Raw genomic sequence first — 24,958 nt, 5'->3', positions numbered from 1 at the left:
TGAATCGCACGATAAGCGTCGCAGTTTGCGATCGTACAGTTCCATTCCGCGTTCCGTCGGCGGACCGGTGGCTCCCCGTGGGTCATCTGGATCACGGAGGCTGACTCCCGCTTAGTGTTGGGTCCCTGGTCAGGCATATTGCGCGAGTGCGAGCATTCCAGTGGTTTACCAGCGGCATCAGACCACATAGACCATGTCGCGCGTCCGCCCATGCCTTGGCGGTGGGCATCCGCCGTGCAATAGAAGGCTGAGAGGGACTCCGAAGGTGTCCGGGAGTCATCGAGCCACTCCTGCGCGGTCAGCGATCTGGCCGAGAGGCATGGGCTATCTGTCTACTACTGGAGTTTCTCTGGCACCTTCGCCTTGTTCTCGACGTCGGGGTCGCCACCGGCCGGCGCAGCGGGATGGGCAGGGAGGTAGATCTGGGTGAGCACTGCCGCGACAGCCGTCACCACACCTGCGACCACGTGACGGCGCCGCTCGCCGGCGGTGAGACGCAGGTTCGTGAACAGTCGCACGTCCAGCATCGGACGTTCCACGCGGATCTCCTGCAGGACGCAGATGACCAGAATGACTGCCGCGATCGCAAGTCCGACGAGGGTCGGGACCGACGCCTACCCACGATCGGGCGCTTCGATGATCGAATAGACCAGCGTCCCGAGCGCAACGGTCGACAACACCAGCCCGACGTAGTCCAGCGGAGGAGTCGCCGGGTCGAGAGAGTCGGGAACGAACCTTGAAGCGAACAGCAGCGTCACCGCAGCGGCCGCCCCATTGACCACGAGAATCGAGCGCCGCTGCGCCGGACCGTCGTCACGGTTCGATCAATACCTTGGTCGCCGTTCGCTCATCCATCATGCGGTAGCCGTCTGCCACCCGGGGCGGCGAGGGGCAGCGTCGCCTCGCAGACTCTCCCCGGTTCGATCCGACCGTTCACCAGCTCCAGTAGCTCGGGCGGGTAACGGCGCACGGGGGCCGACCCGCCCGCCGCACCTACGTGTCAGCAGGAGCACAGCAACGGACTTGGCTTGCGACAGAAAGCCATTCGCGAAACAGTGCGACACCAGCAGTTCACCTGCGGCTCCTCAGCGACCACCCTGACAGATGCATGCGAGACTTTCGAGAAATCACGTCTGAACAATGAATGCCCCATCCCGGCAACACCACGGCAAAAGGTGAAGTCGCCACACACGGCGCTACCGCCCGCTCAGCGTCGTCACTTACCACCACCCGAAACATGACGAACTCGACAGAGCCTCTCGCAGGATGTTTCGGCGGCTCCCCGACTGTGTGGTACCGCCCTCGCACGGTTCTGTGGTGTCAGGCCGGGATCACCGGCAACGTGATGTGGGTGGGCCACGATGCGCTGTGGTGCACCGTTTGGCGGGCCACCCGCATCTGCGTGGCGGTCTGCGGGTTCTCACCGGTGTTCAGGTTGCGGTCCCACCGTGGGAAATTGCTGGAGGTCAGATGAACTCGCAGTCGATGGCCAGCGGCGATGACGATGCTCGTCGACCACATGTCGACCTCAGTCTCGTCGACGCGTCCCGCTTCCGTGTGAGCGCGAGTGATGCCGTCGACCAGGTTGAGCGATCGCCCGTTCGGGTCGACGTCGCACAACCTCACCACCCAGTCGGTAGACGGACCGTCGGTGGCCGCGAAGACGGCTGCCGCCACCCGTCCGGTGATCTCGAGCGGTTCGGTGAGGGGTTCGGAGGTGAAGACGAGGACGTCGTCGCGCGCTTCCACCGCTGCTTGATCGAGCTGTCCGGCGGGGAACGAGCTGGCAAGGATCATCGCGCCACCGGTGGTCGGCACGGGGTTCATCGGGTCGTAGGAGTAGTGGGTGGTCGAGTCTTCACTCAAAGGCGCTGTGGTTGAGAGTGTTCCGTCGGCGTGGAGGTAGAACGGTGTGACGACGGCGCGGTCGAGCGGCCATTTTTCCTCGTGCCGCCACTGGTTGATACCCATCACGAAGATGTCGACACCCGACTCGTGCTCGGTACCCGCAGGTTTACCGGCCAGGAAGTGATCGTTCCAATCCAGCTGCACGCCGGTCATGGTTCCGTCCGCGCCGGGAGCAAGCGAGGACAGACCGTAATTGACCCCGCAGAGGTGGCCAGGGGTCGCACTGACCCCACTCATGTGCGCCCACGGCCCGACTATCAACCGGCTGGTGAGTCCGGCTTCGCGGGCTCCGACGTAGTTGTCGATCGTTCCCTGGGAGAAGACGTCGAACCATCCGGCGACATTGAGAGACGGCACGCGGACGTCGACATATCGTCCTGACACCCGTGCCTGATCGATACTCGCGGGATCGCGCAAACCTCGCTCGGTACCAATATCAGGCTGAAAGGTTCGCGCGATGGCCGGCACTGCGCCCGACGGCAGCTCCCAGTAGGTCCTTTCGGCGAGGTGATCTATATCGTCGAGGGTGGCGCCGAGTTTCGCGTACAGCTCATCGGCGGTGGCCGCGACCTTCGAGTACTGCCCCATCGCTTGGCCCAGCGACCACCAAACGTTCAGTCCGAGTTCGAGCGCGCCGCCGCGGTAGAAGAGGCCGTCCTCGGGCGTAGCCCAGGTGATCTGCGGTGCAATCGAGGTAAGGTGCGGCGGGTCGGCAATGGCGGCGAGCCACTGGGTATTGCCGGTGTAGCTGCCGCCGAACATCCCAACCTTGCCATTGCTCCCGTCGATCGTGGCCGCCCACTCCACGGTGTCGTAACCGTCGTTCTCTTCGAACGCCCACGGGAGCCACTCGCCGTCGGACATGAAACGGCCACGGGTGTCCTGGTTGACGATGATGTAGCCGCGCCGAACGGCCTTGTAGAAATCCAAAACATTCACATTGCCGGTGGCTGTTTGTTTGCCATACGGGGTGCGCTGAAGCAGCACCGGCCACGGTCCGTCGCCGGCCGGGCGGTAGATGTCCGCACGAAGCACGGTCCCATCACGCATCGGCACAGCTACGTCAAACTCTGTCGTCGCGAAAATCATCGATGTCCTCGTCTACCAGGGTCGTCCCCGAACCAATTGGGAGGGAACTTAAAGGGGTACGTTTCCGATGGTAAACGTACCGCAACCGGGCGGACCATGACACCGATTCGCAAATTTGGTGACTCTTACTCAGCGGCGGCGGTCAGCCAGCAACCCGTTGAGGAGAAGGTGCCCGAGTTCGGCAAACGTGTCGGCGGCCGACATTCCCGTCCTGTCGAGGAGTACACCCGATTGGACTCCTTCGATCGCGAGGGCGACGAGCTGCGAAGCAAACACACCGTCACGCGCAGAGAACACTCCAGTGTCGATGCCCTCGTCGATGAGTTCGCGGACACGGTTCGCAGCGGTTTCGGTATTGCGACGATAAATCTGAGCCGTGGGCTCGAAGGCCACCATGTCGGCGTAAAAGGCACGGGAGTTCCGGCGCATCGCCTCCGCGACTCCCCCGAGGTAGGTCGTTATCCTCCTCCTCGGATCCGCCTCTGCCGCAACGTTTATTTCTATGACTTCGGCAGAAGATCCGAAGAACTTCTTGGTCGCCAGAACGACCAGCTGCTCCTTGGTGGAGGCCACGCTGTAGAGCGTTGCCTTGGAACAATGCAACCGTTCGGTGAGCTCGGCCATCGTGACGGACATGAACCCCTCCGCCAGGAAGATGTCTTCGATCTGGCGCAGCAGGTCGTCTCGTCGCGAGACGTCCACACGCCGGCGCCGCGGTGTCCGGACAGTCCCGGTTCCCCTCGATGTTGGCGTGGCTGTCATGACAGCAGTCTTCCATAGCTTCTACGTCGCACCGGGGAGTCAGCGACCAACGGGTTTCCCCGTTGGTACTTTTGTGGGTACGTTACAGTCATCATACGTACCCAGGAGGTAGCCGCATGCCCATCGAGGTCGATCACCGCGTTCGCGAGATTCGCGACCTTTATTCTGATGCCCGTGCGGATGTCGCGCATCTGCTCTGCGACCGACATCCCGCCGATCGGACCGCGGTGACGATCGTGGCCGACGGGAACATTCGCATCGCCCTCACGTACGGGGATCTGGCCGCATCGTCAATGCGTGTCGCCCACCATCTGCGTGATCGCGGGATCGGTCGAGGTGACCGGGTCGCCACCGTGATGGGCAAGAGCGCCGATCTGGTCGCAGTGCTGCTCGGTATCTGGCGTGTCGGTGCCGTGTACGTTCCCCTGTTCACAGCGTTCGCCGAGGAAGCCATCGGATCACGCCTCGCAGAAGCGAACGCGGTGCTGGTCCTCACCGACCGCGATCAGCGACACAAGGTCCCCGATGGCGCCTGGACGACAGAGGTCCTGGACGACGGGCCCGACGGAATCGCGTCCGATCTAGCCGCGCTCCCCGCCGCGCCCGCCGAGACCACGCCGGTCGGTGGCGACGCGCCGCTGGTCCACATGTTCACATCCGGAACCACCGGCACCCCCAAAGGTGTGGTGCACCCTGTCCGCTATATCGCCGGCTGGGTCAGCTATCTCGAGTTCGGTCTCGGCGTCGATGCCGACAGTTCGTTCTGGTGCGGCGCAGACCCCGGCTGGGCCTACGGTCTCTACACCGCACTCATAGCCCCACTCGCAGCCGGCGTACCGACCGTCCTGCTGCGAGGCGGCTTCTCGCCGGCCACCACCTGGTCGACACTTGCCGACCTGGCCATCACCGATTTCGCCGCCGCACCCACCGTGTACCGGGGACTCCGCGCATCCGGCATCACACCCCCAGACGGACTGGTCCTGCAACGACTGTCCAGCGCCGGCGAGCCACTGACCCCCGAAGTGAACGAGTGGACCTCCACCGCGCTGGGCCTGCATGTGCACGACCACTTCGGGCAGACGGAGTTGGGGATGCCCATCGGCTACCCACACCACCCGCAGGTGCGCCGCGACATCACCGAGGGTGCGATGGGGCCGTCGCTTCCCGGATGGACGATGACTGTCCTGCGCCCCGACGCCGACGAGCCCGCCGACCACGACACCATGGGGCGCCTCGCGGTCGTCATCGACCACAGCCCGTTCATGACCTTCACCGGATATACCGGTGCTGCAACGCCGAGTGATCGATTCTGTGGCGAGGGAGCATATTTCACCACCGGCGACACGGCCAGCATCAATTCCGAGGGCATCATCCGATTCTCCGCACGCGACGACGACGTCATCATCATGGCCGGCTATCGCATCGGGCCGTTCGACGTGGAATCGACGTTGCTCCGCCACCCCGACGTCATCGAGTGCGCGGTCATCGCCGCACCCGACGCCGTCCGCGGTGAAGTCATCGAGGCCTACGTTGTACTCGCCGCCGGAGTCATCGGCACTGACGCGCTCGTGAGCGACTTGCAGACGTGGGTCAAGTCCCACTACGCCGCACACGCCTACCCCCGACGCATACACCTCGTCGAGTCACTTCCAAAGACGCCGAGCGGCAAAATCCAACGCGCCGAACTCAGGCGTCGCCGACGCTCGCACGACGCAGGTAACCGGTGAGCGCCGAACCTGCGGTAGTCGTCACCCGCACCGGCGCCGTCCGAACCCTTACCCTCAACCGACCCCACCGACGCAACGCCCTCAACGCGAACCTCATCGACGCATTGGAGATAGAGCTCTCCGCCGCAGAGAACGACGACAACACTCGCGTGGTGATTCTCGCCGGCAGCGGACGCAGCTTCTGCGCCGGAGCCGACCTGCAATACTTCCTCGAACTTCGCGAGGAGCACGGTACGCCCATCGAGTTCTTGCGCCGAGTTTCCGCGCTGATCACCAGGTTCGAGACCAGCCCTCTGCCGGTCGTCGCCGCCCTCCACGGGCACGCCGTCGCGGGAGGGCTCGAGCTTGCGCTCGGCTGTGACGTCGTCGTCGCAGCCGACGACACCCTCATCGGGGACGGCCATGTACGCAACAACCTCCTGCCCGCAGGAGGGTCCAGCGTTCGCCTGCCGCGCAAGGTCGGTGACGCGATGGCGCGGTGGCTCTCCCTCACCGGCGACCTGGTCACACCCGACCGCCTCGCCGCTACCGGGTGGATACACACTGTTGTCCCTGCAACCGAGCTATACGAGACGGCCTTGCACATCGCACAACAGCTCGCAGAGCGCAGCGGACCCGCACAGTCCAATTTCAAAACACTACTGTCCGACCTCACCACTATGAACTCAATCGACGGACTCGCCCGCGAACTCGACGCCTTCGAAGAGCACTGGGCGGCCAATGATGTCCCCACCGACCTCGGCGCTTTTCTCAACCGGAAAGCGCCGTCTACCAACATCACCGACAACGGAAGAGCACGATGAACCGATACCACGAACAGGTTGTCCTCATCACCGGAGGCGCACAAGGCCTGGGTGCTGCAATGGCCACCCGCTTCGCGTCTGAAGGCGCCTCCGTCGCGATCGGTGACCTCAACATCGACGCCGCGGCCACCACCCTTGCAGACAACCTGAGTCAACGCCACGGCCAAGCCTGCTCCGCCCACGCTGTCGACGTCACAGACTCGGACATGGTAAACGACTGGGTGAATGAGGTGGTTGCAGACCGCGGGCGCATCGATGTCCTCGTCAACAATGCAGGCATCATCCGCGACAACAAGATCGACGACATCGACAACGACGACTGGCATTCCGTCCTCGACGCATCGCTCAGCGGGTCATTCTACTGCACCCGAGCCGTACTGCCGCACATGCGCTCTCGCCAATACGGCCGAATCGTCTCGTTCTCATCTATGAGCTGGCGCGGCAACTACGGCCAAGCCAATTACGTCGCTGCCAAAGCCGGCATCGTGGGACTGACCCGCACCATAGCCCTCGAGACCGCCCGTCACGGCATCACCGCCAATGCCATTGCACCCGGACTCATAGAGACACCGATGCTCGCCTCGATGAACGCAGCTGCACGCGACAAACTCACCTCAAAAGTGCCACAACGAAAGACCGGCATTCCAGACGATATCGCCGAAGCCGCCGCTTACCTGTGTTCCCCCGCTGCAGGTTACGTCAGCGGAATCGTCCTCGACGTCGACGGCGGACTCGGAATCGGATCCTCCATCCGCTGAGCTGGCCCGACATGGCCGGAACCTCGCCGTTCATGTACCTGGCGGCGTCGCAAGCAGCTGACGCCTTGAAGGCTTATCCGACTTCCAACAGTTCCGTCCGCGTGTTCTTTCCACTTGCTGCGCCGACGTATGGGGTGCTCAACTGTGTCCCACCACCAGGCGGTGCGGTGCGTGTGCTTCAGCGACGCGGTGTCGCAGGCACAGCGCGTGCGTGCTGCGCTAATTGGATTCAGCGCAGACTGCTCGACCCTGAGTTCGGCTGGAACGAAGGGCTGACGGCCGACGCCCCCGCGCAACCCGCCGTGCCGTCAATCTTTCTCTTGGTAGACGTCAGGGATCCCGTCGTGGTCATCGTCGCGTTCTTCATCCTCACAGATGTTGCGGTAGTGCCGATTTCGAGCGCGCAGCAGAATCGAGGCAAGCAGAGCGGCCAGCAATGATCCGGTCAGCACACCGATCTTGACGTGGTCGTCTCGCTCTGAACCCATCCCGTAGGCGAGATCTCCGATCAGCAGGGACACGGTGAACCCGATGCCGGCGAGCATCGATATACCGACGACGTCGATCCACCGGACACTGGAATCGAGCGATGCTCGCGTCACCGCCGACAACAGTCGCGTGGTGCCGAAGATGCCCACGGCCTTTCCGATGACCAATCCACAGACGATGCCCACAGCGATGGGGTCGGTCAGTGCGTCGGTCAGCCCCTTGTACCCACCGACGGTGACCCCGGCGGCGAAGAACGCGAAAACAGGGACTGCGAACCCCGCGGAGATGGGTCGGATGCGGTGTTCGAAGTGCTCGGCCAGACCAGGTCCGGCATCAGGGCCGCCGGCGGCTTTACTGCGCAGCACCGGAACGGTGAAGCCGAGGAGAACTCCGGCGACCGTCGCGTGCACGCCGGACTCGTGGACAAACACCCACGTCAGGACAGCCAGTGGAATCAACAACCACCAGGACCGGATCCGACGTTGCGCGCAGAACGCGAACAATGCCAGTGGCAGGGCTGCTACCGCGAGCGCGGTCAGATTGATGTCCTCGGTATAGAACACGGCGATCACGGTGATCGCCAACAGATCGTCGACCACCGCCAGCGTGAGCAGGAACGTGCGCAACGCAGCAGGCAGGTGGGTGGAGATGACAGCGAGAACAGCGACGGCGAAAGCGATATCAGTGGCCGTGGGGATCGCCCAGCCCTTGATGGCGCCGTCCCCGACGTGGGCGGTGAACGCTACGAAGATCACCGCCGGCACGATCATGCCGCCGACCGCAGCGGCGATCGGTAGCGCCGCACGGGCAGGGTCGCGCAGATCACCGGCGACGAACTCACGTTTGAGTTCGAGACCGACAACGAAGAAGAAGATCGCCAACAGGCCATCGGCGGCCCACGTCTCGAGCGAGAGGTCGAGGTGCACGCCCAGGGCGTCGGTACCGACCTTCAACTCGCCCAGACTCGTGTATGCCTCCGACCAGGGAGAGTTGGCCCACACCAGGGCGATCACGGTCGCCACCAGCAGCAACGCGCCACCGACGGTTTCTTTGCGCAGGATGCTCGATACACGGGATGTCTCGGCCCAGGAGCCACGCGCGAAGAGTGCGAGGCGCCCGGGTCGATTGCTGTTGTCACGCATGGGAATTCTCCTCGGATCGTTCCATGTTGACGAGAACCGTGACCAGGATGCTCAGTGCGATCCGCGATCGAGTGACGGTAGCGCGTTGAGGACTCGATCGTGTTGACGGCTGCGCTAGAAATAGCTCAGAGGCGCGGTCTCGATTGGACTGGCGGAAGAAGTCAGCGCTCTCGCGGCGGATAACCCGCAAGAACAGCACCCCACGTCGACAGGTAGCCATTGGTGCCCGGATGCGGCAGGACCCACAGCGTCGGCGCGAACGCCATACCTTGGGTGCACTGCGTATGCCTCACACACTGAAAATACCTCACCGGTGTCGTGACCGGCCAAAGAAATACGGCCCGGACCGCACGTGAGTGCAGATCCGGACCGTACTTTTGTGCGCCCGAAGGGATTCGAACCCCTAACCTCTTGATCCGTAGTCAAGTGCTCTATCCGTTGAGCTACGGGCGCGTGCTTTTAAATTTTCGTCAGGCTGGTGCTCTGGCGGAGGCGAGAGGATTTGAACCTCCGGTCTCGTTTTAGCGAGACAACTCATTAGCAGTGAGTCCCATTCGGCCGCTCTGGCACGCCTCCTGGTGGAGTCCTTTCGAACTGCCGAAGCAAAACAGTACACAGCAGATAGCGGCCGGAGCAAACCGGCTTGTCGCGGGCCTTTTGGCGTGGCCTAGATTGGGTCAGGTGACACCGCACATCCGCCCCGACCTCGCCGACGTCCCGGCCTACGTGCCCGGCAGGAACATCCCCGGCGCGCTGAAGCTGGCCAGCAACGAGACGACCTTCGGTCCGTTGCCCAGCGTCGCGACGGCGATCGCCGAGGCGGCCGCCGCGATCAATCGCTACCCCGACAACGGCGCCGTCGAGCTGACGGGTGAGCTCGCCAAGCACCTCGACGTCGCGCCGGAGAACGTGCAAACCGGGTGCGGGTCGGTCACGTTGTGTCAGAACCTGATCACCATCGCGACGCGGCCCGGCGATGAGGTCCTCTTCGCGTGGCGCTCGTTCGAGACGTACCCGCTGGCGACCCGGGTGGCGGGCGCCACCCCGGTTCAGGTGCCGCTGACCGACGGTCGCGTCCACGACCTGCCCGCGATGGCCGACGCGATCACCGATCGCACCCGGCTGATCTTCGTGTGCAACCCGAACAACCCCACGGGCACAGTGGTCGATGCGGACGCCCTGGAAGCCTTTCTCGCAAGAGTTCCCGCCGACGTGCTGGTCGCGTTGGACGAGGCCTACGTCGAGTATCTGAGGCCCTCACAGGCGCAGCGATTCGACGCGATCGAGCTCACCCGCCGCTACCCCAACCTGGTTGTCCTGAGGACGTTCTCCAAGGCTTACGGACTCGCCGGGCTGCGGGTGGGTTACGCGGTCGCAGATCCGGCGGTCACCAACGCGCTGCTGAAGGTCCACGTCCCGTTCAGCGTCAACTCATTGGCCCAGGCCGCGGCAATCGCAAGCCTGCATGCCGCGCCCGAACTACTCGCCCGCACCGACGCGATCGCGATCGAACGGGAGCGCGTCACCGGACGACTGCGGCAGGCTGGGTACTCGGTCCCGCCGAGTCAGGCCAACTTCGTCTGGCTCGATCTCGGCGAGGATGCGCTCGCGTTCGCGCAGGAGGCCACCGAGGCCGGGGTGATAATCCGGCCGTTCGTGGGCGAGGGCGCCCGGGTGACGGTGACCGAGGCGCACGAGAACAACACATTCCTCGACTTCGCTGAAGCCCGCGCCGCCCGCTAGACCCGCGTCCACCCATCCGTTTTCGCGCCGCCCCGCGGTTATTGCGGGTGGATCGCGCGAAAACGGGTGGGTGAGGGTCTTTGGGACGCCTACAAACCTCTGGCGAGCACCGGGTACATCACCTTCAGGTCCTCCGCCCAGTACGGCCACGCGTGGGTGCCGATCGGCCGGAAGTACTCGGTGGGTTGCAGACCGTCGGCACGCATGAGTTCGGCGAACTTCTCCGAGCACTCACGCGCCCCGATTTCGAGCACCGACCCCGTTGCGATCTTCTCGAGGCGGTTGCGTCCGGGGTCCAGGCGCGTCTTCTGGTCCAGCGGTCCGGGGACGCCGGATCCGGCGGCGATGAAGATGTTCATGTCTCGCAGTGCGTCGAGTCGGCGCACCGGGTCGTGGTCCACCCATCCCTGGCCGCCCCAGCCACCCCACATGTTGGACGCGTCGCCACCGTCCCTCGCGACGACTGCGCGGATCTGCGCCTCGTTGTCCGGGCCTGTCGTCGGCGGGCAGCCGCTCACCGAACCCACACCGGTGTAGCGGTCCGGGTTGCGCGTGGCGAGGGTGTAGGCGGCCTGCCCGCCCATCGACAGCCCGGCGATCGCGTTGTTGCCGTTGCCGTTGTAGAGCTCGTCGATCAGCGGTGGCAGTTCGTCGGTGAGGAAGGTCTCCCATTTCGGGCGTCCGAGGGCCGGATCGGTGCGCTCCCAATCGGTGTAGAACGCACCCTGGCCGGCGGGCAGCACCACGTTGACGTTCTTGTCGGCAAAGAACGTCTCGGCGTCTGCCTCGTTGATCCAGTCGCTGACGCCAGATTTCCTACCGCCGCCATCGAGGAGGTAGAGACTGCCACGCGCCTGCGACGTCCGCGGAAACAGCACGGTGATCCGGACCGGGTGGCCCATCGCCGGTGAATTGATCAGCAGGTCGTGACGCTGCGGACCGACGACGTCGACACGGTCGACGGATGCGGCCACCGGGTGTGCCGCCGCCTCCACTGCGACCGAGCCCGAGATCATCACCACTGCCGCAAACGCGGCGACGCCCAGCCGACGCGCGGCGCGCAGTCCTCGTCTCAAGACCTACAAACCTCTGGCGAGCACGGGGTACATGGCCTTGAGGTCCTCGGCCCAGTACGGCCAGGCGTGGGTGCCGATGAGGTGGAAGTTCTCCGTCGCGTCGACCCCGTGGGCCCGCATCACCACAGCGAACTCCACCGAGCAGCGGTAGGCACCGATCTCGAGTGCGGCGCCGGCGGCGATCGTCTGCTCCCGGCTCATACCGTCGTCGAGTTCGGTCGTCTGGTCCAGCGGTCCGGGAAGTCCCGACCCCGCCGAGATGTAGAGGTTCTTGCCCCGGAGTGCGTCGAGACGCTTCGAGGGATCGTGGGCCGCCCAGCCCGACGATCCGAAAGGACCCCACATGTTGGTCGCGTCGCCGCCATCCTTGGCCATGGTGGTCCGCACGTAGCCTTCGTTCGCCAACCCCGTCACCGGAGGGCACCCACTGAGCGATCCCGCCCCCGTGTAGAGCCCAGGATGCCGCGAGGCCAACGCGTACGCGGCCTGTCCGCCCATGGACAGCCCCGCGACCGCGTTGTTGCCGTTGCCGTTGAACGTGGAGTTGATCAGGGGCGGCAGTTCTTTGGTGAGGAAGGTTTCCCACTGCGGTTTGCCAACCGCCGCGTCACGCTGCTGCCAGTTGGTGTAGAACGCGCCCTTGCCCGACGGCAGGACCACGGTGACGTCCTTGTCGGCGAAGTAGTCCTCGGCGCCGCCCTTGGTGAGCCAATCGCTGACCCTGTCCTCGGCTCCGGCTCCATCGAGCAGATAGAGCGTGCCCCGCGAATAGCTCAGGTCGGCGGGGGTGAGCACACTGATCTGGACCTTGCCGCCCATCGCGGGTGAGGAGACGATCAGATCGTGTCGCTGCGGCGACACCTCGGTGGTCTTCTCGATCTGCGCCGCCCGGGGCGTGGGTTCAGCGAGAGCGACACCGGCGCCTGACACGAGCATTGCGCCACATGCGACGAACGTGCCGAGCGCTCGGAACACGCCTGAGGAACGCGGCATCAAAGGGTCTCCTGGATTATTAGATGAGTACGAGCGCGAAGGGTACCGACGGTAATGATCGGAGGGAAAGTCTTCTTACCCAACTCACAGATGACGTCCGATTCGCCCCCATTGTGAGTACGTCGCCGGACTGTGAAAACGCCCAGGCCAGCGGGCTGATCTCGAGCCTACACACCCCGACATCCGCCAACGAACACGGAGAATCCAGCATATGCAAAACGAGACAGACGCTTCCGGGGATGCTTTCGCGTTTGTCGCCCAAGTACCGGTGCGATGGTCGGATATGGACGCCTTCGGGCACATCAACCACGCCCGCATGATCACCCTGATGGAAGAAGCTCGGGTGGCCTGGCTCATCAGCGCCGGCGAGCAGTACGCACCGTTGATCAAGAGCGCCATGATCGTGACCGTGGAGGTCAGGTATCAGGCTCAACTCCGCCACACAGACAGCCCTCTGGCTATCGCCATGTGGATCAAAGGCTTTCGATCTGTGGACTTCACGATCGGTTACGAGATCCGGGGCGCGGGCGCGGCACCGCATTCCAAACCCGCATGCGTGGCCAGCACCCAGATGGCGGTGGTCGACATCGAGAAGCAGAGCCTGCGGCGCTTGACCGATCTGGAAAAAGGTTATCTACAGCAGTGGCGCCGGGACTGAACCCGTCAGCCTTCCGTCTCTTTGCTCAGCTGCGGCCTACTCCGAGCAGGAGCCGGAGGGACAGGGTTCTCCGCGGGCTCTCCGAGAATGCCGGTGACATTGCCCTGCAAGATATTCCGGTAGTCGCGGAGGTGAGATCGCCCCGCGCCCAGCTGCTCACTCAACCGACGCGTGTTCTCGGCGGACATCTCCCGCTCCCCCGACCTCGCGATCAGCTGGTCGATTCGGAGATCGATCGTCCCGGCGTAGTTCACCTGGTCGAGTATCTGCAGTTCCTGCGCAGCGGCGGCAACGGCGTCGGCGACGTCCCACAGCGCGCCGACCCGATCGATCAGCTGCGACCACACCGGTCGCAGTTCGGCCTCCCGCGACCGCAACTGCTCGGCCAGACGGGCATCGGAATCCGCGACGATGCGGACCCGGTCCAGCTCGATCCGGACGGTGCGCAGGTTGATCACGTCGGCCGCGATCTCGGCCAATTCGGCGTGCACGTTGATCTGCGACCGCTGGACCGCGAAATGATCGCTGCGCCAGGCCGCTGAGCGGACGATCCGGTCATAGGCGTTGCCGGCGATGTAGAGCATGGTCTCGTAGCCGTCGACGAACTTCGCGGTCGACGTGCCCTCGACGTCAGAGCCGTCGATGACCGCCGCCTTGTCCGCGACCCACTGCCCGGCGCGCGAACGCCCATCCGACAACTGCCCGATCACCCCTGCCGCCGTGCTCGCCGCCATCGCACCGGCCCTGCGCAGGTAGTTGCCGTCGAGACTGTTCGGCGCGGGTGTGAACAGCAAACCGTTGAACAACCGCTCACGTTCGCTGATATCGAGATGCAGGCCTTCGCGACGTTCCCGCCGGATGCCCCGAACCGATCCGGCGAACACCGGCTTGGACGCGGTCACCAGGTTGCGCGCACTGTCGCGCCGGCGCCCGAGCGCCACGGCCCGCGACTTCACGATGATGGCCGCGACCTTGGGCAGCCGCGGGTTGCGCAACTGGTCCTCGAGCTGACCGATCTCGCGCTGCAACCTGCGAAGCTCACCGAAGCCACCGATCGCGGGCACGGGAAGACCCGCAGTGCTGCGCCGGACCAGAACCGCACGGGCCTGGTCTGAGAGGAATCCCGAGGCGATCAGGATGGCCGCCGGGTCCGACAGATCGGGGTGCTTGCCCGGCATCTTCGCTCGATCACACCATCCGCGGATCTGCGCGGCGCCGCCACCGGCGGTGGATGCAGAGTGCTGAGCCATGGGGTCCTCCGAAAATGGGGCTTTCATCCAGTATTACCGGACAGCGGCGACCGATGCCGTCGTGCGGTGCCAGAGCGGTGCCGTGACCCGGTGCAGCCCCCACGCGACCGGCGTCGACAGCACGACCGTGACGATGAACACCCCGACGACCGAGCCGGTGAAGATCGGATAGTCGAGCAGGTCCATGACGAGCTCCATCACGATGACGTGCACCAGGAAGAATTCATACGAGATCTCGCCGAACCACACCACGACCGGCCGCGACATCGCCCTGTCCCACCAGTTGCCCGCCGGACCGATGGCAAGGGGTGCGATCAGGCAGAAACCGATGACGAGGTAGAGCACGGATTTGATGATGGTCGCCGACATCGAGTTCGGCGTGATCGTCGGCTCTCCCGCCAGCGACGTGCACGAGATCTGGAACGCGAGGATTGCCACCAGGATGGACAGCGTCGGATGCCACGTGCGCACGAGTGTCGCGAGGATCGCCAGCAACATCCCACCGGCGAACCAGGCCAAGAACGCCGGTGCCCAGAGCCGCGCCGTGATGTCGATGCCGTCGAACTCGTGCGTGAGGACCGCCCAGGCTGGGGTGATCGACATCAGCACCGACACCGCGGCGATCATCCGTCCCGGTCGCCACCGCCCGCGGCAGATCACCCTGCAGATCAACCACCCGAACACCGGCAACAGCAGATAGAAGACGACCTCGGTCGCCAACGACCACATCTGGGTCAGCCCGGAATGCAGGTGACCGAACCCATAGATCTGGGTGAGCGTGAGATTGCGCAGCAACCCGCCGGCGCCGTGCCCCAGGGTCGAGGTGTCCTCGCGCCAGAGGAAGATCAGATACACCCCGAGAACGGTCAGCCAGTAGGCCGGCAGGATTCGTCGGGCGCGATGCCAGAAGTACCGCTGTACATCGGGTTTCGCCCCACCCTCGCGCAGGGCCCGCACCCAGGGTGAGAACAGCAGGTAGCCCGACAGCACGAAGAAGATCGCAACCCCGACCTCGAGTCGCGCAAAGAACCAGCCCTCGAAGTCGTCGGTGTACTTGCCGGTCCAGAAGCCGGCGTGTGTCGCGCACACCAGCAGCATCGCCAGCGCGCGTATCCCGGTCAGGGAGTCGGTGCGGCGCCCGGGAGCATTAGCGGCTGGACCGGGCGTCATCGTCGGGTCAGGCCCCTGCGAGCGCAGCGGCGACCCGCTCCAGAGCGGCGACACGAGAACCCTTGACCAGCACCGCATCTCCGGTCTGCAGATCGGACAGGGCCGCAACGGCCTCGTCGACATCCGCGACGTGTACCGCGTCGGGGCCGTAGTCGTCCGTGCCGACCGCGATCACGTCGATCCCGAGCTCCCGGGCCCGGGCGGTGATGGCGAGGTGCTCAGCCGGCGCGGATGCGCCGAGTTCGGCCATCACACCCAACACCGCGATCCGGCGACCTGCCGCAAGGGCCGCGAGCGAGTCCAGTGCGGCCGCCATGGACGTCGGATTGGCGTTGTATGCGTCGTTGAGGACGAGCACACCCCCGGCGGTGCGGGTCAGTTCCATGCGCAGTCCGGAAATGGCGGCGCCGGCCAGGCCTACCGCTATCGCCTCGACACCGACTCCGATGCCGCCGGCCGCTGCGGCCGCGGCGAGCGCATTGGCCACCTGGTGTTCCCCACGGGCGGCGAGGTTCACCTCCGCCGAACCCCAGGGGGTACGCAACGCGAAACTGGCTCGCAGCTCGTCGTCCATGCTGATGTTCTCGGCACGAACGTCGGCATCGGCAGCCAACCCGAACCGCAGCACCCGGGCGCTCGTCCGGGATGCCATCGCGGCGACCACCGGATGGTCGGCGTTGAGCACCGCAATCCCGTCGTCCGGCAAGGCCTCGATCAACTCACCCTTGGCTCGCGCCACCGACTCGAGATCACCGAACAGCTCGAGGTGGACACCTTCCACCCTGGTCACGATGCCGACCGTCGGACGGGCGATGTCGCACAGCAGCGCGATGTGACCCACTCCTCGCGCGCCCATCTCGACGACGACCGCCTCGGTGTCGTCTGCGGCGCCCAGCAGGGTCAGCGGCAACCCCAGCTCGTTGTTGAAGGATCGTTCGTTCGCCGTCGTCGTCAGGGTGGTGGCCAGGACACCGGCCAGCAGATCCTTGGTGGAGGTCTTCCCGACCGATCCGGTGACCCCGACGACGGGTCCGTTCAGGCGGTTGCGTGCAGCGCGCCCCAGGTCGGCGAGGGCGAGCGCGGTGTCGGGGACCTCGATCGCCGCCACGTCGCCGCCGCGATCGATACCGCTGCGATCGGTCAAGAAGGCCGTCGCGCCCTGCTCCAGGGCCTTGGGGATGAAGTCGTGGCCGTCGCGCTCGGCGACGATCGGCACGAACAACTGCCCCGGCCGGACGCTGCGCGAGTCGATACTCGCGCCGTCGATGTCCCGATCCGGGCCGACCAGAGAACCACCGGTTGCCGCTGCCACGTCGCTCGCCTTGAATCGCACGCGTCGACGCTACCGCTCACACCGGGTGGGTATCGTGTCGCCCATGTCAGAACCCGCGCATGATGGCCGTCTGCGGCTCCTCGTCCTCTTCGGCGGGGTGTCTGCCGAACACGATGTGTCGTGCGTCACCGCAGCTCACGTGCTCGCCGCCGCGGACCGGACCAAATACGAGCTGATCCCGGTCGGCATCACCCGCGACGGCACGTGGATCCGCAACGACAAGGCGATCGCCGCGCTCGCCGAGGCGACACCCGCGTTGCCCGACTCCCTCGAACCCGAGGGGACCGAGGTGGAGCCGTTGGTCGAAATCGCCGGGGATGGCGATCGGCCGACGGTCGTGCTGCCGCTGCTGCACGGCCCGCACGGCGAGGACGGCACCGTCCAGGGAATGCTGGAGCTGGCCGGTGTCCCCTATGTGGGCAGTGGCGTGCTCTCGTCGGCGCTGTGTATGGACAAGGCGATGGCCAAAATCGTTGCCGCCCAAGCGGGTATTCCCCAATGCCGATGGATCGAGTTCCGCGCCGGTACCGGCGAGACCGCCCCGCTCGTCGAGCGCACCATTGCCGAACTCGGACTGCCCGTCTTCGTCAAGCCGGCCAACCTCGGTTCTTCCGTTGGTATCTCGAAGGCACACGACGCTGCCGAACTCGCCGAAGCCATCGAGCTGGCACTGCGGTACGACGAGGTGGTGGTGATCGAGGAAGCCGTGACCGCCCGCGAGGTCGAGGTCGCGGTGCTCGGCAACCTCGTCCCGGAAGCGTCCGTCGCCGGCGAGATCCGACCGGGATCAGAGTTCTACGATTACGCAGACAAGTACGTCAACGGTGCTGCGGCGCTGGTCATCCCGGCCGACCTGCCTCCCGCGGAGTCCGATCGGGTCCGAGAGCTCGCGGCCACCATCTTCAGCACGCTGCGGTGCTCGGGCATGGCCCGGGTCGACTTCTTCTACGAAGAAGGCGGCCGGGGTTGGCTCCTCAACGAGGTCAATACGATTCCCGGTTTCACCCCGGCATCGATGTACCCCAAACTGTGGGAAGCCTCCGGACTGAGCTACCCCGCACTGATCGATCGCCTCGTCGAACTGGCCTCCGAGCGACACGCCATCCGGTCAGGCTTCTCCGTCGACCACTGACAGTCGACGGAGAACGTCCGAACCTCAGTCGCTTCCGATCAGAAGAAGACACCCGGCTCGCCGTCCCAATCCACGTGTCCGGCAATGACAGCCGGGCCGTCTTCACCGGGGGACGGGGCACCGGTGTACCAACCGGCGGGAAATCCAGCGGGCGGCACCTGCATGGCACCGGTCTGATCGAGTTCGAGTCCCATCAACGTCGAATCCACTCCGATGGAGGGGATCTCTCCAGATTGCATCTCAAATGTTCCGTGAACTCACGATGTTATGGATCATTCTTTCGGTGCGCTTCCCCGAGGAGGTAGGGCCCACCAACCCATCCGATGGCACGATGGGACGGTGATCGACAACGTGCAGGGCCGCATCTGGCGACATGGTGAACTGCAGGACGAGTTCGACCTCGGAATGGTCTCCGACTGTATCGGCGACAACGACCTCCTGGTATGGGCTGACCTGGTCAATCCCAGTCACGACGCACTGACCGAGCTCGCCTCTGAACTCGACTTGAACACCTTTGCCGTAGAAGACGCTCTGGCAGCCGCCGAAAGGGTGAAGGCGACGTCGTATCCGACGCACAAGTTCGTCACCGTGTACGCAGTCGAGATGAAAACCGACGCCGACTCGCTGCAGCGCGGCGAGGCAATCCACACGCACCGGATCTCCATGTTCATCAAGCACAATGCGCTGATCACCGTCCGTCTGTCCGATGAGTTCGACATGAACCAGGTGATCGAGCGCTGGGATCAGATGGGCGGACAGCAACACGGCGTCGGCGCTCTGACCCACGGCCTGCTCGATGTGGTGGTCGACGGACACTTCGACGCCGTACAAGAGCTTGACGACAGCATCGAGGATCTGGAAAGCCTGCTGTTCGACGAGAGACGCAGGGGCAATGAACTCCAGCAGCGCACCTACCAACTCCGCAAGGATCTGGTGGCGCTGCGCCGCGTGGTGATGCCCATGCGCGAAGTGGTGTCGATGATTCAGCGCAGTCGTCTCGAGAACAAGGCACCCAGCGAACTCGACCCCAACTTCACCGACCTCTACGACCACGTGCTGCGAGCGACCGAGTGGACCGAATCGCTACGAGACATGATCACCTCGCTGTTCGAGACGAACCTGTCCCTCCAGGACGCCCGGCTCAACACGGTGATGAAGAAACTCACCGGTTGGGCGGCGATCATCGCGGTGCCAACCGCCGTCACCGGCTTCTATGGCCAGAATGTCCCGTTTCCGGGATTCGACCACAGCGGTGGATTCATCACCAGTTCCATCATCATCGTGCTGACCGTGACGACGCTGTACCTCGTTTTCAAACGCCGCGAATGGCTCTGACCGTTCAGGCGCCGGCGGCAGCGGTCCTGACCCGCTCAGCCTCGCGCTGCGCGGAGGAATTGGCCACCCCTGCACGGGATCCCGCCAGTTTGCCGGCGATGTGATCGGCGACGGTCACAGGTGGATACTTGCTGCCCGCTCCCACACACGACGGCAGGGTCGCGATCGTCGCGTCGATGTTGCCGTCGTGAAAGTAGGCTGCCGACCTACGCCGTTTGATGCTGCCATCGACGATGGGCGGCTTCACCCGGTGCACGGTCGACATCCACCGCTCATTCGTCCACCGTGCCATCAGATCACCGAGATTGACCAGGAGGGCACCATCGACCGGCGACACATCGTTCCAGCTGCCGTCATGTCCGAGGACCTGTAGACCCGCGACCTGATCGGCCCAGAGCACCGTGACGATGCCGTAGTCGGTGTGCGCACCCATCCCGGTCAACTCACCGTCGATCTCGATCTCGCCAGGTGGCAAGGCGTAGTTGTTCATCCTGAGCACATCGAGTGAGTGGTCGGTGAAATCGTCGAAGTACCGTGGGCCGAGGTCCAGTGCGTCTGCAAAGATGCGCGTCAGCGTGCGAGCCACCCTGGCGGCCTCGGCGAAATACCCCGCCACTGCCGGCTGGAAGCCTGATACCTCTGCAGGCCAGAGGTTTTCGGCGTAGTCGTCAGCCGGCAGGGCGTGGTCGGGATAGTCCTCCGCGCGCACACCGACGTTGAATGCCTCGAAGAAGTCGTTCATCCGGTTCGCTGATTCGATGCCCAGGCTCAGCGACAACGACTCCGTCTTCGGCGGAGCGTATCCGCGGTTGATCCGGGGCGGCGTGCGGTAGTTCTTCTTCGTCTCCAGCGGTAGCGCGAAGAAATCGTCCATGGCTACGGTGAAATCGTCCAGAACGTTCTCACCGATGCCGTGGCCCAGGATCTGGATGAATCCGACCTCCGAGCAGGCGGTGTCGATGTGTGCCGCGACATCGGCGCGGGCCGCATCACCACCGTCTCCGACGTAGGGCGAGATGTCCACGATGGGAACAGCAAAGGATGAGGTTGACATGGGTGACTCCTCGCGACACGCGTGTCGACATCGAGTCAGTTGTGGACGCGTTTCGCTGCAGGCCTACTTTAAATCACCCGGGAGGTGGCTGCATGTCGACCACGGGCCCACCGATCACCGAACGCACCTCGTTCCCGACCGCGCGCACCGCAAGTTCCGCGCCCGGGAGCACGTTGACCAATTGGAAGAACCCGTGCATCTGACCGTCAAAGATGGTCATTGTCACCGGAACTCCCGAGTCGGCGAGCGCCCTGGCGTAGGCCTCCCCCTCGTCGCGCAGGACATCATGCTCGGCGAGGAGCACCAGAGCCCGCGGCGTTCCCGCCAGGACACCGTGCAGCGGAGACGCATCCGGATTCGCTCTGGTGGCCGGATCTGGTGCGTATTGGTCCCAGAACCAGATCATCAGGTCGCGGTCCAGCAGTAGTTGGTTTGCGGGGTCGAGGTAGCTGACGGTGTCGAGGCGGTGATCGGTCACCGGGTAACAGAGGATCTGCAGGACCATGGCAGGTCCACCCCGGGCCACCGCCTGCTGGGCGACCACGGCGGCGAGATTGCCGCCCGCGCTGTCGCCCGCGACGATCAACGGCTCGGTCGGCCAACTCGCCGCGGTCCAGTTCGTCACATCCCAGGCATCACGGGCGGCCGTCGGGTACGCATGCTCCGGAGCGAGCCGGTAATCAGGCAGCACCACAACGCAATTGGTCTCGGCAGCGAGCTTTCGCGCCAGCGTGTCGTAGTGGGCCACCGAGCCGATCACCCACCCGCCGCCGTGGAAGTAGACCATGACTCCGCTGAAGTTCTCGGACGGGATGAAGACCCGCACCGGAATCGAATACCCGTCGTCAGCGGCGACGGTGTCCTCGCGCACAGCGTGCAGATCGGGCCCGGGACCGCTCAGAGCTGCCAGCGCGCCACCGACAGCGCGGGCTTCCTCAGGGGAGAGTTCATGGATGGGAGGGCCGGCTTCCTTGGCCAACTCGGCCAGCAGCGCCGTGGTCGCGTCGTCGAGTGCCATCGTTCGACGATACCCACCCCAGGTGTAGAAGGTCCCTGTCCTGGGTAAACCCGCGTTGACCGGCAGACGTACACACCACCCAGGGAGCAGTCTTGACCACCGCCATTACTGTCTCGACGCGGCGCGGCTGAGCGATGCGGACTGCTTACTACACGCAGATGGCAGAGCTGAACACGCTGCTCGCCGGCCTGTGTGAACGCTCCGGGACCGCGATGGAACGGTCGACAGACGCACTTCTGACCGCGAATCTTGCTGTGGCGGAACAAGTCATCAGCGATCACGACCACATCCAACGAATGTCAGGGGTGGTGGAGGAGCGCGCGTTCAATCTGCTCGCGCGCCAGGCGCCCGTCGCTGGTGACCTCCGCTCCATCGTCACGACGTTTCAAGTGGTCGCCGATATCGATCGCATGGGCGCCCTTGCCCTGCACGTTGCCCAAGTCGCACGCCGCCGGCATCCGATGCACGCCCTGCCACCAGAGGTCGAAGGCTACTTCGCCGACATGGGTGCGCTCGCGGTCGCCATGGCCGGTAGCGCCAGCGCGGTCCTGACCAGTCAGAACGTAGACGATGCCCGCCGCCTGCAAGTGGACGACGACGCGATGGATGAGCTACACGAGCACCTGTTCACCGTGCTGACCGACCGGACCTGGCACCACGGGATCGGCGCAGGAGTCGATGTGACCTTGCTGGGCCGTTACTACGAACGCTTCGCTGATCATGCGGTGCTCATCGGCCACCGCGTCGTGTTCCAGGCGACCGGTCACCCGCCAGACCGCACCGTGGACTCCCCAACTCACTTCTTGTCGGGTTGATCCTCGCGTCGCACCAGTTGCCTCGACAACTCCACCACCGGGGTGTTGGTGTCCTGCGACAGCCTCCGCATCAGTTCGAACGCGGCGATGCTGTCGATGTCGAATCGTTCCATGATGATGCCCTTGGCCTGCCCGATCACATCTCGGCTGGCGAGAGCGCTGTTGAAGTGCTCTTTTTCGCGTGCGCGTTGCATGACCAGCGCGGCGTGCGTGGCGTAGACCCGACCCACTTCTTCAGCCTCGGCCGAGAACGCGTTCGCGTGTTCGGAGAAGAGATTGAGCGCCCCGAGGGTGTTGTCGTTGCTGTGGAGCTCGAAGCTCAAGCTCGAGAGCACCGACGTCCGCGCAAGGGTCTCCGCAACAAAGGCGGGCCAGCGCGGCTCCTCGGCGAAGTCGTTGAGACGCACGGTCTGATGTTCCCACGCCGCCTCGAGGCATGGGCCCTCGCCGACGCGCGTCTGTATGGCATCGAGGAGTTCGACGATCGGATCGGTGACGGCCACCGATTCAGTCGTCATCTTTCGTTTGTCGACCAGGATGATCCCCGCATATTGGGCACCGTCGACGTAGTCGACGGCCCCGGCGGTGATCGAGGCGAGAATTGCGTCGAGATCGCTGTTCCTCAACGAATCATGCATGTCTCGAACAAGATTCGCGATGATCAGATGAATGCCTTCATTGCTGCCTTCGATCACGTCATCGCCTTTCACCGTTTCAACTGCATGCCTACGCGGTGGCGCGACCCTCATGCTCGGGCCGTTCCGCGGCGGTCATGTCGGCCAGGGCCGAGTCCATCGTCGCGTACAACGCCAGAGTTCGGTCCAATCCCACCAACTTGATCGGACGCGCCGTCGATGGGCCATCGGCAACGACGGCGAACCGCCGGTCTGTTCCGATTGTTTCCTGCGCCTGTACCAGTGCGGACATTCCGACGGAGGACAGGAAATCGGTGTACGTGAGATCGATGATGAGGCCTGCAGGCTGCGCGGATACGGCGTCCTCCACAGACTTCGTCAGCTGAGGAACGGTCAGCAGGTCAATGCTTCCCCACACCGTGAGGACCGAGATGTCGCCATGCCCCACTGTGGCTATGGTCAGGCCATCGCCGGTGAGATCGGCGGCATCGGTGACATCGGTGACAGAACTCGGTTTTCTTTTATTCGGCGCCATGGAAGACCCCTAACTTCGTCGGTGCAAAAGCACTTCAGCATCCAGATGTGCCAGCGCGCGGGCGCGGCTTCGTCTAAACCGACTCCCCCATACTGTCACACCGGCTGTGACTGCCGACACCGGCGAAAGACAAGCCGTGCCGCCCAGGCGGATCATCACGACAGGCGGTCGTCACGTGAGGGTTGTTTCGGGCGCATTCCATTCGGGCACGCTGCGGCAATGAGTATCGAAGACGGCCCCGGCGACACCCTGAACCCGAGCGAAAGCCTCGACCCCGACGAACAGCGCACCGGCGCGGACGACGACGTGGTCGATCCACCGGAGGACTGGAGCGAGGCCGACAGCTTCGGGACCACGCCCCGAGAGGAACTCGAAGGCGAATCACTCGACGCGAAGATCGCCGAGGAAGAGCCCGACGTACCGCTCGAAGAGCAGCCCGAGTTCCCCGTCGCAGTCGCGCCCGATGACAAGCTGTCCGAAGACCTCGTGGACCGGATCATCGACGAACCCGGCCCCGAGGTCGACTGACCTCCGCTGCCGGCGCGCCCCGGGAGCAACGACCCGGTGGCATCCGCCTCAGACGTAGTCCCAGAACTGCAGCCACCGCACAGACGCAAAGATCGCCAGCGTTGCGGCGTAGAGGGCCGCGACGACCACGGCGCCGGCAATCGACACCTTCACCGAGGAGCCCCGTTCGGGATCGAGCCAGAACGCGAACACCCAGGTGGCCGCCGGCATCAACAGATACGTCAGCAACGACACCGACAGGATCTGACTCATCCACATCGACAGCCACGGTTCGGCGCCCCACTCGTCGAACGACGGTCCGATGAAGCGGGACAGGATCATCACCGTCGGGTAGAGCACCAGCAGCACCATCATCCCGACCTTCCATTCGGGAGTGGACGCGGACTTTCCATCGGTGACCCGGACGATCGAGCCGAACGAGTTGGTCTCGAACGACTCCGAGAACTCCTGCTCGAGGTTGGAACGCAGTTCGCCGAGCACTTCGGCGCGTGCCGGTGATTCGCGCCAGCCCGCCAGCAGACTGTCGTTGCGGAACTTGACCACCGCAGTCCACTCCTCGATACCCGGTTCGGCAAGCCTCGGCCCGATGAGAACGGAGTACTCGAAACCCGGTGCAACCGCGCTGAGATTCATCAACTTGCGCTGGGCCTCGGTGAACCCGGCGAGATTCGCCGGTTCCACCCGATGCACGAAAACGCCGACGCCCATCGGTGGCTCCTCGCCGTCGACGGTGACGAGGTCGCTGAACTCGCGACGGATGCCCCTACGAACTCCCGACGCGAGGAGTGCGGACCAGCCAGGTGAATCCAGCCAGGTCTGCAGCGCCTCTTCATCGGTGAACGAGAGCGAGACCGCCTGCTGCAGGTGTTCGGCGGCCGCGAGGTGCAGGAAACCCCGCACCTCCGCGACCGCGGTTCTGACCTCCTCGACCCACGCCACGAAGTCAGCGCGGGGTGCCGGATGAAAAGCGACCAGAACTGTTGCCTCGCTCGGCTCATCGGGCAT

The 24,958-nt window shown here is 64.6% G+C and carries 25 protein-coding genes, 2 tRNA genes and 1 pseudogene; 9 read left to right on the top strand and 19 right to left on the bottom strand.

Going from position 1 to position 24,958, the window contains the following annotated elements:
- Positions 1-335: 335 nt before the first annotated feature.
- From J3S28_RS15385 to J3S28_RS15370, 4 genes are all read right to left on the bottom strand, one after another.
- Positions 336-539 (bottom strand): hypothetical protein, encoded by a 204-nt coding sequence (locus tag J3S28_RS15385; protein WP_207841609.1) that lies wholly within the window; start codon positions 537-539, stop codon positions 336-338.
- A gap of 75 nt (positions 540-614) precedes the next feature.
- Positions 615-782, bottom strand: a complete 168-nt coding sequence (locus J3S28_RS15380; protein WP_207841608.1) for a hypothetical protein — start codon at positions 780-782, stop codon at positions 615-617.
- Between the two features lie 538 nt (positions 783-1,320).
- On the bottom strand, positions 1,321-2,958 hold the full coding sequence (locus J3S28_RS15375) for a CocE/NonD family hydrolase (protein WP_207841607.1): 1,638 nt from the start codon (positions 2,956-2,958) through the stop codon (positions 1,321-1,323).
- Between the two features lie 168 nt (positions 2,959-3,126).
- Complete coding sequence (locus J3S28_RS15370) at positions 3,127-3,759, bottom strand: TetR/AcrR family transcriptional regulator (protein ID WP_237341620.1); 633 nt, start codon at positions 3,757-3,759, stop codon at positions 3,127-3,129.
- A 116-nt stretch (positions 3,760-3,875) separates the two neighbouring features.
- Here J3S28_RS15370 and J3S28_RS15365 point away from each other — a divergent pair, with 116 nt between their 5' ends.
- The 3 genes from J3S28_RS15365 to J3S28_RS15355 are packed head-to-tail and all read left to right on the top strand — an operon-like array spanning position 3,876 to position 7,047.
- The gene (locus J3S28_RS15365) at positions 3,876-5,486 is read left to right on the top strand and encodes an AMP-binding protein (protein ID WP_207841606.1); all 1,611 of its coding nucleotides are present in this window, start codon (positions 3,876-3,878) and stop codon (positions 5,484-5,486) included.
- Positions 5,483-6,289, top strand: coding sequence for an enoyl-CoA hydratase/isomerase family protein (locus J3S28_RS15360; protein ID WP_207841605.1), 807 nt, complete (start codon positions 5,483-5,485; stop codon positions 6,287-6,289). Before J3S28_RS15365 ends, J3S28_RS15360 begins: the two co-directional genes overlap by 4 nt.
- Positions 6,286-7,047 carry an SDR family NAD(P)-dependent oxidoreductase gene (locus J3S28_RS15355; protein WP_207841604.1) on the top strand — a complete coding sequence of 254 codons (762 nt, stop codon included), beginning with the start codon at positions 6,286-6,288 and terminating at the stop codon, positions 7,045-7,047. Before J3S28_RS15360 ends, J3S28_RS15355 begins: the two co-directional genes overlap by 4 nt.
- A gap of 308 nt (positions 7,048-7,355) precedes the next feature.
- On the opposite strand, the gene nhaA is transcribed toward J3S28_RS15355, so the two are convergent.
- The 4 genes from nhaA to J3S28_RS15340 all read right to left on the bottom strand — a co-directional run bounded on the left by nhaA (position 7,356) and on the right by J3S28_RS15340 (position 9,254).
- On the bottom strand, positions 7,356-8,678 hold the full coding sequence (nhaA, locus tag J3S28_RS15350; RefSeq protein WP_207841603.1) for a Na+/H+ antiporter NhaA: 1,323 nt from the start codon (positions 8,676-8,678) through the stop codon (positions 7,356-7,358).
- A gap of 161 nt (positions 8,679-8,839) precedes the next feature.
- Positions 8,840-8,971: a hypothetical protein gene (locus J3S28_RS28590; RefSeq protein WP_272874196.1), complete on the bottom strand. Its 132-nt coding sequence runs from the start codon at positions 8,969-8,971 to the stop codon at positions 8,840-8,842.
- 87 nt (positions 8,972-9,058) lie between these two features.
- A tRNA-Arg gene (locus J3S28_RS15345) sits at positions 9,059-9,131 on the bottom strand.
- A 31-nt stretch (positions 9,132-9,162) separates the two neighbouring features.
- Positions 9,163-9,254, bottom strand: a tRNA-Ser gene (locus J3S28_RS15340).
- 105 nt (positions 9,255-9,359) lie between these two features.
- Between J3S28_RS15340 and hisC the strand changes: the two genes are divergently transcribed.
- Positions 9,360-10,421, top strand: a complete 1,062-nt coding sequence (gene hisC, locus J3S28_RS15335; RefSeq protein ID WP_207841602.1) for a histidinol-phosphate transaminase — start codon at positions 9,360-9,362, stop codon at positions 10,419-10,421.
- A gap of 89 nt (positions 10,422-10,510) precedes the next feature.
- On the opposite strand, the gene J3S28_RS15330 is transcribed toward hisC, so the two are convergent.
- Positions 10,511-11,437 (bottom strand): alpha/beta hydrolase, encoded by a 927-nt coding sequence (locus tag J3S28_RS15330; protein ID WP_207841808.1) that lies wholly within the window; start codon positions 11,435-11,437, stop codon positions 10,511-10,513.
- A 63-nt stretch (positions 11,438-11,500) separates the two neighbouring features.
- Positions 11,501-12,490: an alpha/beta hydrolase gene (locus J3S28_RS15325; protein ID WP_207841601.1), complete on the bottom strand. Its 990-nt coding sequence runs from the start codon at positions 12,488-12,490 to the stop codon at positions 11,501-11,503.
- Positions 12,491-12,701: 211 nt separating this feature from the next.
- Between J3S28_RS15325 and J3S28_RS15320 the strand changes: the two genes are divergently transcribed.
- Positions 12,702-13,148: an acyl-CoA thioesterase gene (locus J3S28_RS15320; RefSeq protein ID WP_207841600.1), complete on the top strand. Its 447-nt coding sequence runs from the start codon at positions 12,702-12,704 to the stop codon at positions 13,146-13,148.
- A gap of 5 nt (positions 13,149-13,153) precedes the next feature.
- Here the strand turns inward: J3S28_RS15320 and J3S28_RS15315 are convergent, their stop codons facing one another.
- From J3S28_RS15315 to J3S28_RS15305, 3 genes are read right to left on the bottom strand one after another with little or no spacing between them, the layout of a single operon-like run.
- Positions 13,154-14,398, bottom strand: a complete 1,245-nt coding sequence (locus J3S28_RS15315; RefSeq protein ID WP_237341617.1) for a hypothetical protein — start codon at positions 14,396-14,398, stop codon at positions 13,154-13,156.
- A 33-nt stretch (positions 14,399-14,431) separates the two neighbouring features.
- A complete protein-coding gene (locus tag J3S28_RS15310) occupies positions 14,432-15,568 on the bottom strand; it encodes an acyltransferase family protein (RefSeq protein ID WP_207841599.1) in 1,137 nt (378 codons plus the stop codon).
- Between the two features lie 7 nt (positions 15,569-15,575).
- Positions 15,576-16,901: a UDP-N-acetylmuramoyl-tripeptide--D-alanyl-D-alanine ligase gene (locus tag J3S28_RS15305; protein WP_207841598.1), complete on the bottom strand. Its 1,326-nt coding sequence runs from the start codon at positions 16,899-16,901 to the stop codon at positions 15,576-15,578.
- A 43-nt stretch (positions 16,902-16,944) separates the two neighbouring features.
- Between J3S28_RS15305 and J3S28_RS15300 the strand changes: the two genes are divergently transcribed.
- Entirely contained in the window at positions 16,945-18,033 is a 1,089-nt protein-coding gene (locus J3S28_RS15300) for a D-alanine--D-alanine ligase family protein (protein ID WP_207841597.1), read from the top strand.
- A gap of 38 nt (positions 18,034-18,071) precedes the next feature.
- On the opposite strand, the gene J3S28_RS15295 is transcribed toward J3S28_RS15300, so the two are convergent.
- Positions 18,072-18,272, bottom strand: coding sequence for a sortase domain-containing protein (locus J3S28_RS15295; protein ID WP_207841596.1), 201 nt, complete (start codon positions 18,270-18,272; stop codon positions 18,072-18,074).
- A gap of 100 nt (positions 18,273-18,372) precedes the next feature.
- Here J3S28_RS15295 and J3S28_RS15290 point away from each other — a divergent pair, with 100 nt between their 5' ends.
- Positions 18,373-19,368, top strand: coding sequence for a magnesium transporter CorA family protein (locus J3S28_RS15290; RefSeq protein WP_307797164.1), 996 nt, complete (start codon positions 18,373-18,375; stop codon positions 19,366-19,368).
- A 4-nt stretch (positions 19,369-19,372) separates the two neighbouring features.
- Here J3S28_RS15290 and J3S28_RS15285 read toward each other — a convergent pair whose 3' ends face one another.
- Positions 19,373-20,422, bottom strand: a complete 1,050-nt coding sequence (locus tag J3S28_RS15285; RefSeq protein ID WP_207841594.1) for an isopenicillin N synthase family dioxygenase — start codon at positions 20,420-20,422, stop codon at positions 19,373-19,375.
- Positions 20,423-20,495: 73 nt separating this feature from the next.
- Positions 20,496-21,440, bottom strand: coding sequence for an alpha/beta hydrolase (locus J3S28_RS15280; protein ID WP_207841593.1), 945 nt, complete (start codon positions 21,438-21,440; stop codon positions 20,496-20,498).
- Positions 21,441-21,574: 134 nt separating this feature from the next.
- Here J3S28_RS15280 and phoU point away from each other — a divergent pair, with 134 nt between their 5' ends.
- Entirely contained in the window at positions 21,575-22,255 is a 681-nt protein-coding gene (gene phoU, locus J3S28_RS15275) for a phosphate signaling complex protein PhoU (protein WP_207841592.1), read from the top strand.
- Here the strand turns inward: phoU and J3S28_RS15270 are convergent.
- Together J3S28_RS15270 and J3S28_RS15265 are read right to left on the bottom strand one after the other, a co-directional pair.
- A complete protein-coding gene (locus tag J3S28_RS15270; RefSeq protein WP_307797162.1) occupies positions 22,237-22,965 on the bottom strand; it encodes a GAF and ANTAR domain-containing protein in 729 nt (242 codons plus the stop codon). The two genes, phoU and J3S28_RS15270, sit on opposite strands and share 19 nt — an antisense overlap.
- 16 nt (positions 22,966-22,981) lie before the next feature.
- Complete coding sequence (locus tag J3S28_RS15265) at positions 22,982-23,425, bottom strand: STAS domain-containing protein (protein WP_207841590.1); 444 nt, start codon at positions 23,423-23,425, stop codon at positions 22,982-22,984.
- Between the two features lie 219 nt (positions 23,426-23,644).
- On the opposite strand from J3S28_RS15265, the pseudogene J3S28_RS15260 reads away from it, so the two are divergent.
- Positions 23,645-23,932 (top strand): annotated as a pseudogene (locus J3S28_RS15260) (hypothetical protein); the annotation flags it as partial.
- Between the two features lie 69 nt (positions 23,933-24,001).
- On the opposite strand, the gene J3S28_RS15255 reads toward J3S28_RS15260, so the two are convergent.
- Positions 24,002-24,958 (bottom strand): putative antibiotic biosynthesis monooxygenase, encoded by a 957-nt coding sequence (locus J3S28_RS15255; RefSeq protein ID WP_207841588.1) that lies wholly within the window; start codon positions 24,956-24,958, stop codon positions 24,002-24,004.

The organism is Williamsia soli, assembly GCF_017377795.1.
Classification (GTDB): Bacteria; Actinomycetota; Actinomycetes; order Mycobacteriales; family Mycobacteriaceae; genus Williamsia; species Williamsia soli.
This window is presented reverse-complemented; position numbering and strand designations above follow the sequence as displayed.

Coding starts and splice junctions, on each gene's coding strand:
- J3S28_RS15265 (WP_207841590.1), bottom strand. CDS start 23,425: ATGGCGCCGAATAAAAGAAAACCGAGTTCTGTCACCGATGTCACCGAT.
- J3S28_RS15285 (WP_207841594.1), bottom strand. CDS start 20,422: ATGTCAACCTCATCCTTTGCTGTTCCCATCGTGGACATCTCGCCCTAC.
- nhaA (WP_207841603.1), bottom strand. CDS start 8,678: ATGCGTGACAACAGCAATCGACCCGGGCGCCTCGCACTCTTCGCGCGT.
- J3S28_RS15300 (WP_207841597.1), top strand. CDS start 16,945: ATGTCAGAACCCGCGCATGATGGCCGTCTGCGGCTCCTCGTCCTCTTC.
- J3S28_RS15375 (WP_207841607.1), bottom strand. CDS start 2,958: ATGCGTGATGGGACCGTGCTTCGTGCGGACATCTACCGCCCGGCCGGC.
- J3S28_RS15320 (WP_207841600.1), top strand. CDS start 12,702: ATGCAAAACGAGACAGACGCTTCCGGGGATGCTTTCGCGTTTGTCGCC.
- J3S28_RS15310 (WP_207841599.1), bottom strand. CDS start 15,568: ATGACGCCCGGTCCAGCCGCTAATGCTCCCGGGCGCCGCACCGACTCC.
- J3S28_RS15325 (WP_207841601.1), bottom strand. CDS start 12,490: ATGCCGCGTTCCTCAGGCGTGTTCCGAGCGCTCGGCACGTTCGTCGCA.
- J3S28_RS15330 (WP_207841808.1), bottom strand. CDS start 11,437: ATGATCTCGGGCTCGGTCGCAGTGGAGGCGGCGGCACACCCGGTGGCC.
- J3S28_RS15280 (WP_207841593.1), bottom strand. CDS start 21,440: ATGGCACTCGACGACGCGACCACGGCGCTGCTGGCCGAGTTGGCCAAG.
- J3S28_RS15315 (WP_237341617.1), bottom strand. CDS start 14,398: ATGGCTCAGCACTCTGCATCCACCGCCGGTGGCGGCGCCGCGCAGATC.
- J3S28_RS15255 (WP_207841588.1), bottom strand. CDS start 24,958: ATGCCCGATGAGCCGAGCGAGGCAACAGTTCTGGTCGCTTTTCATCCG.
- J3S28_RS15295 (WP_207841596.1), bottom strand. CDS start 18,272: ATGCAATCTGGAGAGATCCCCTCCATCGGAGTGGATTCGACGTTGATG.
- J3S28_RS15365 (WP_207841606.1), top strand. CDS start 3,876: ATGCCCATCGAGGTCGATCACCGCGTTCGCGAGATTCGCGACCTTTAT.
- phoU (WP_207841592.1), top strand. CDS start 21,575: ATGCGGACTGCTTACTACACGCAGATGGCAGAGCTGAACACGCTGCTC.
- J3S28_RS15370 (WP_237341620.1), bottom strand. CDS start 3,759: ATGACAGCCACGCCAACATCGAGGGGAACCGGGACTGTCCGGACACCG.
- J3S28_RS15355 (WP_207841604.1), top strand. CDS start 6,286: ATGAACCGATACCACGAACAGGTTGTCCTCATCACCGGAGGCGCACAA.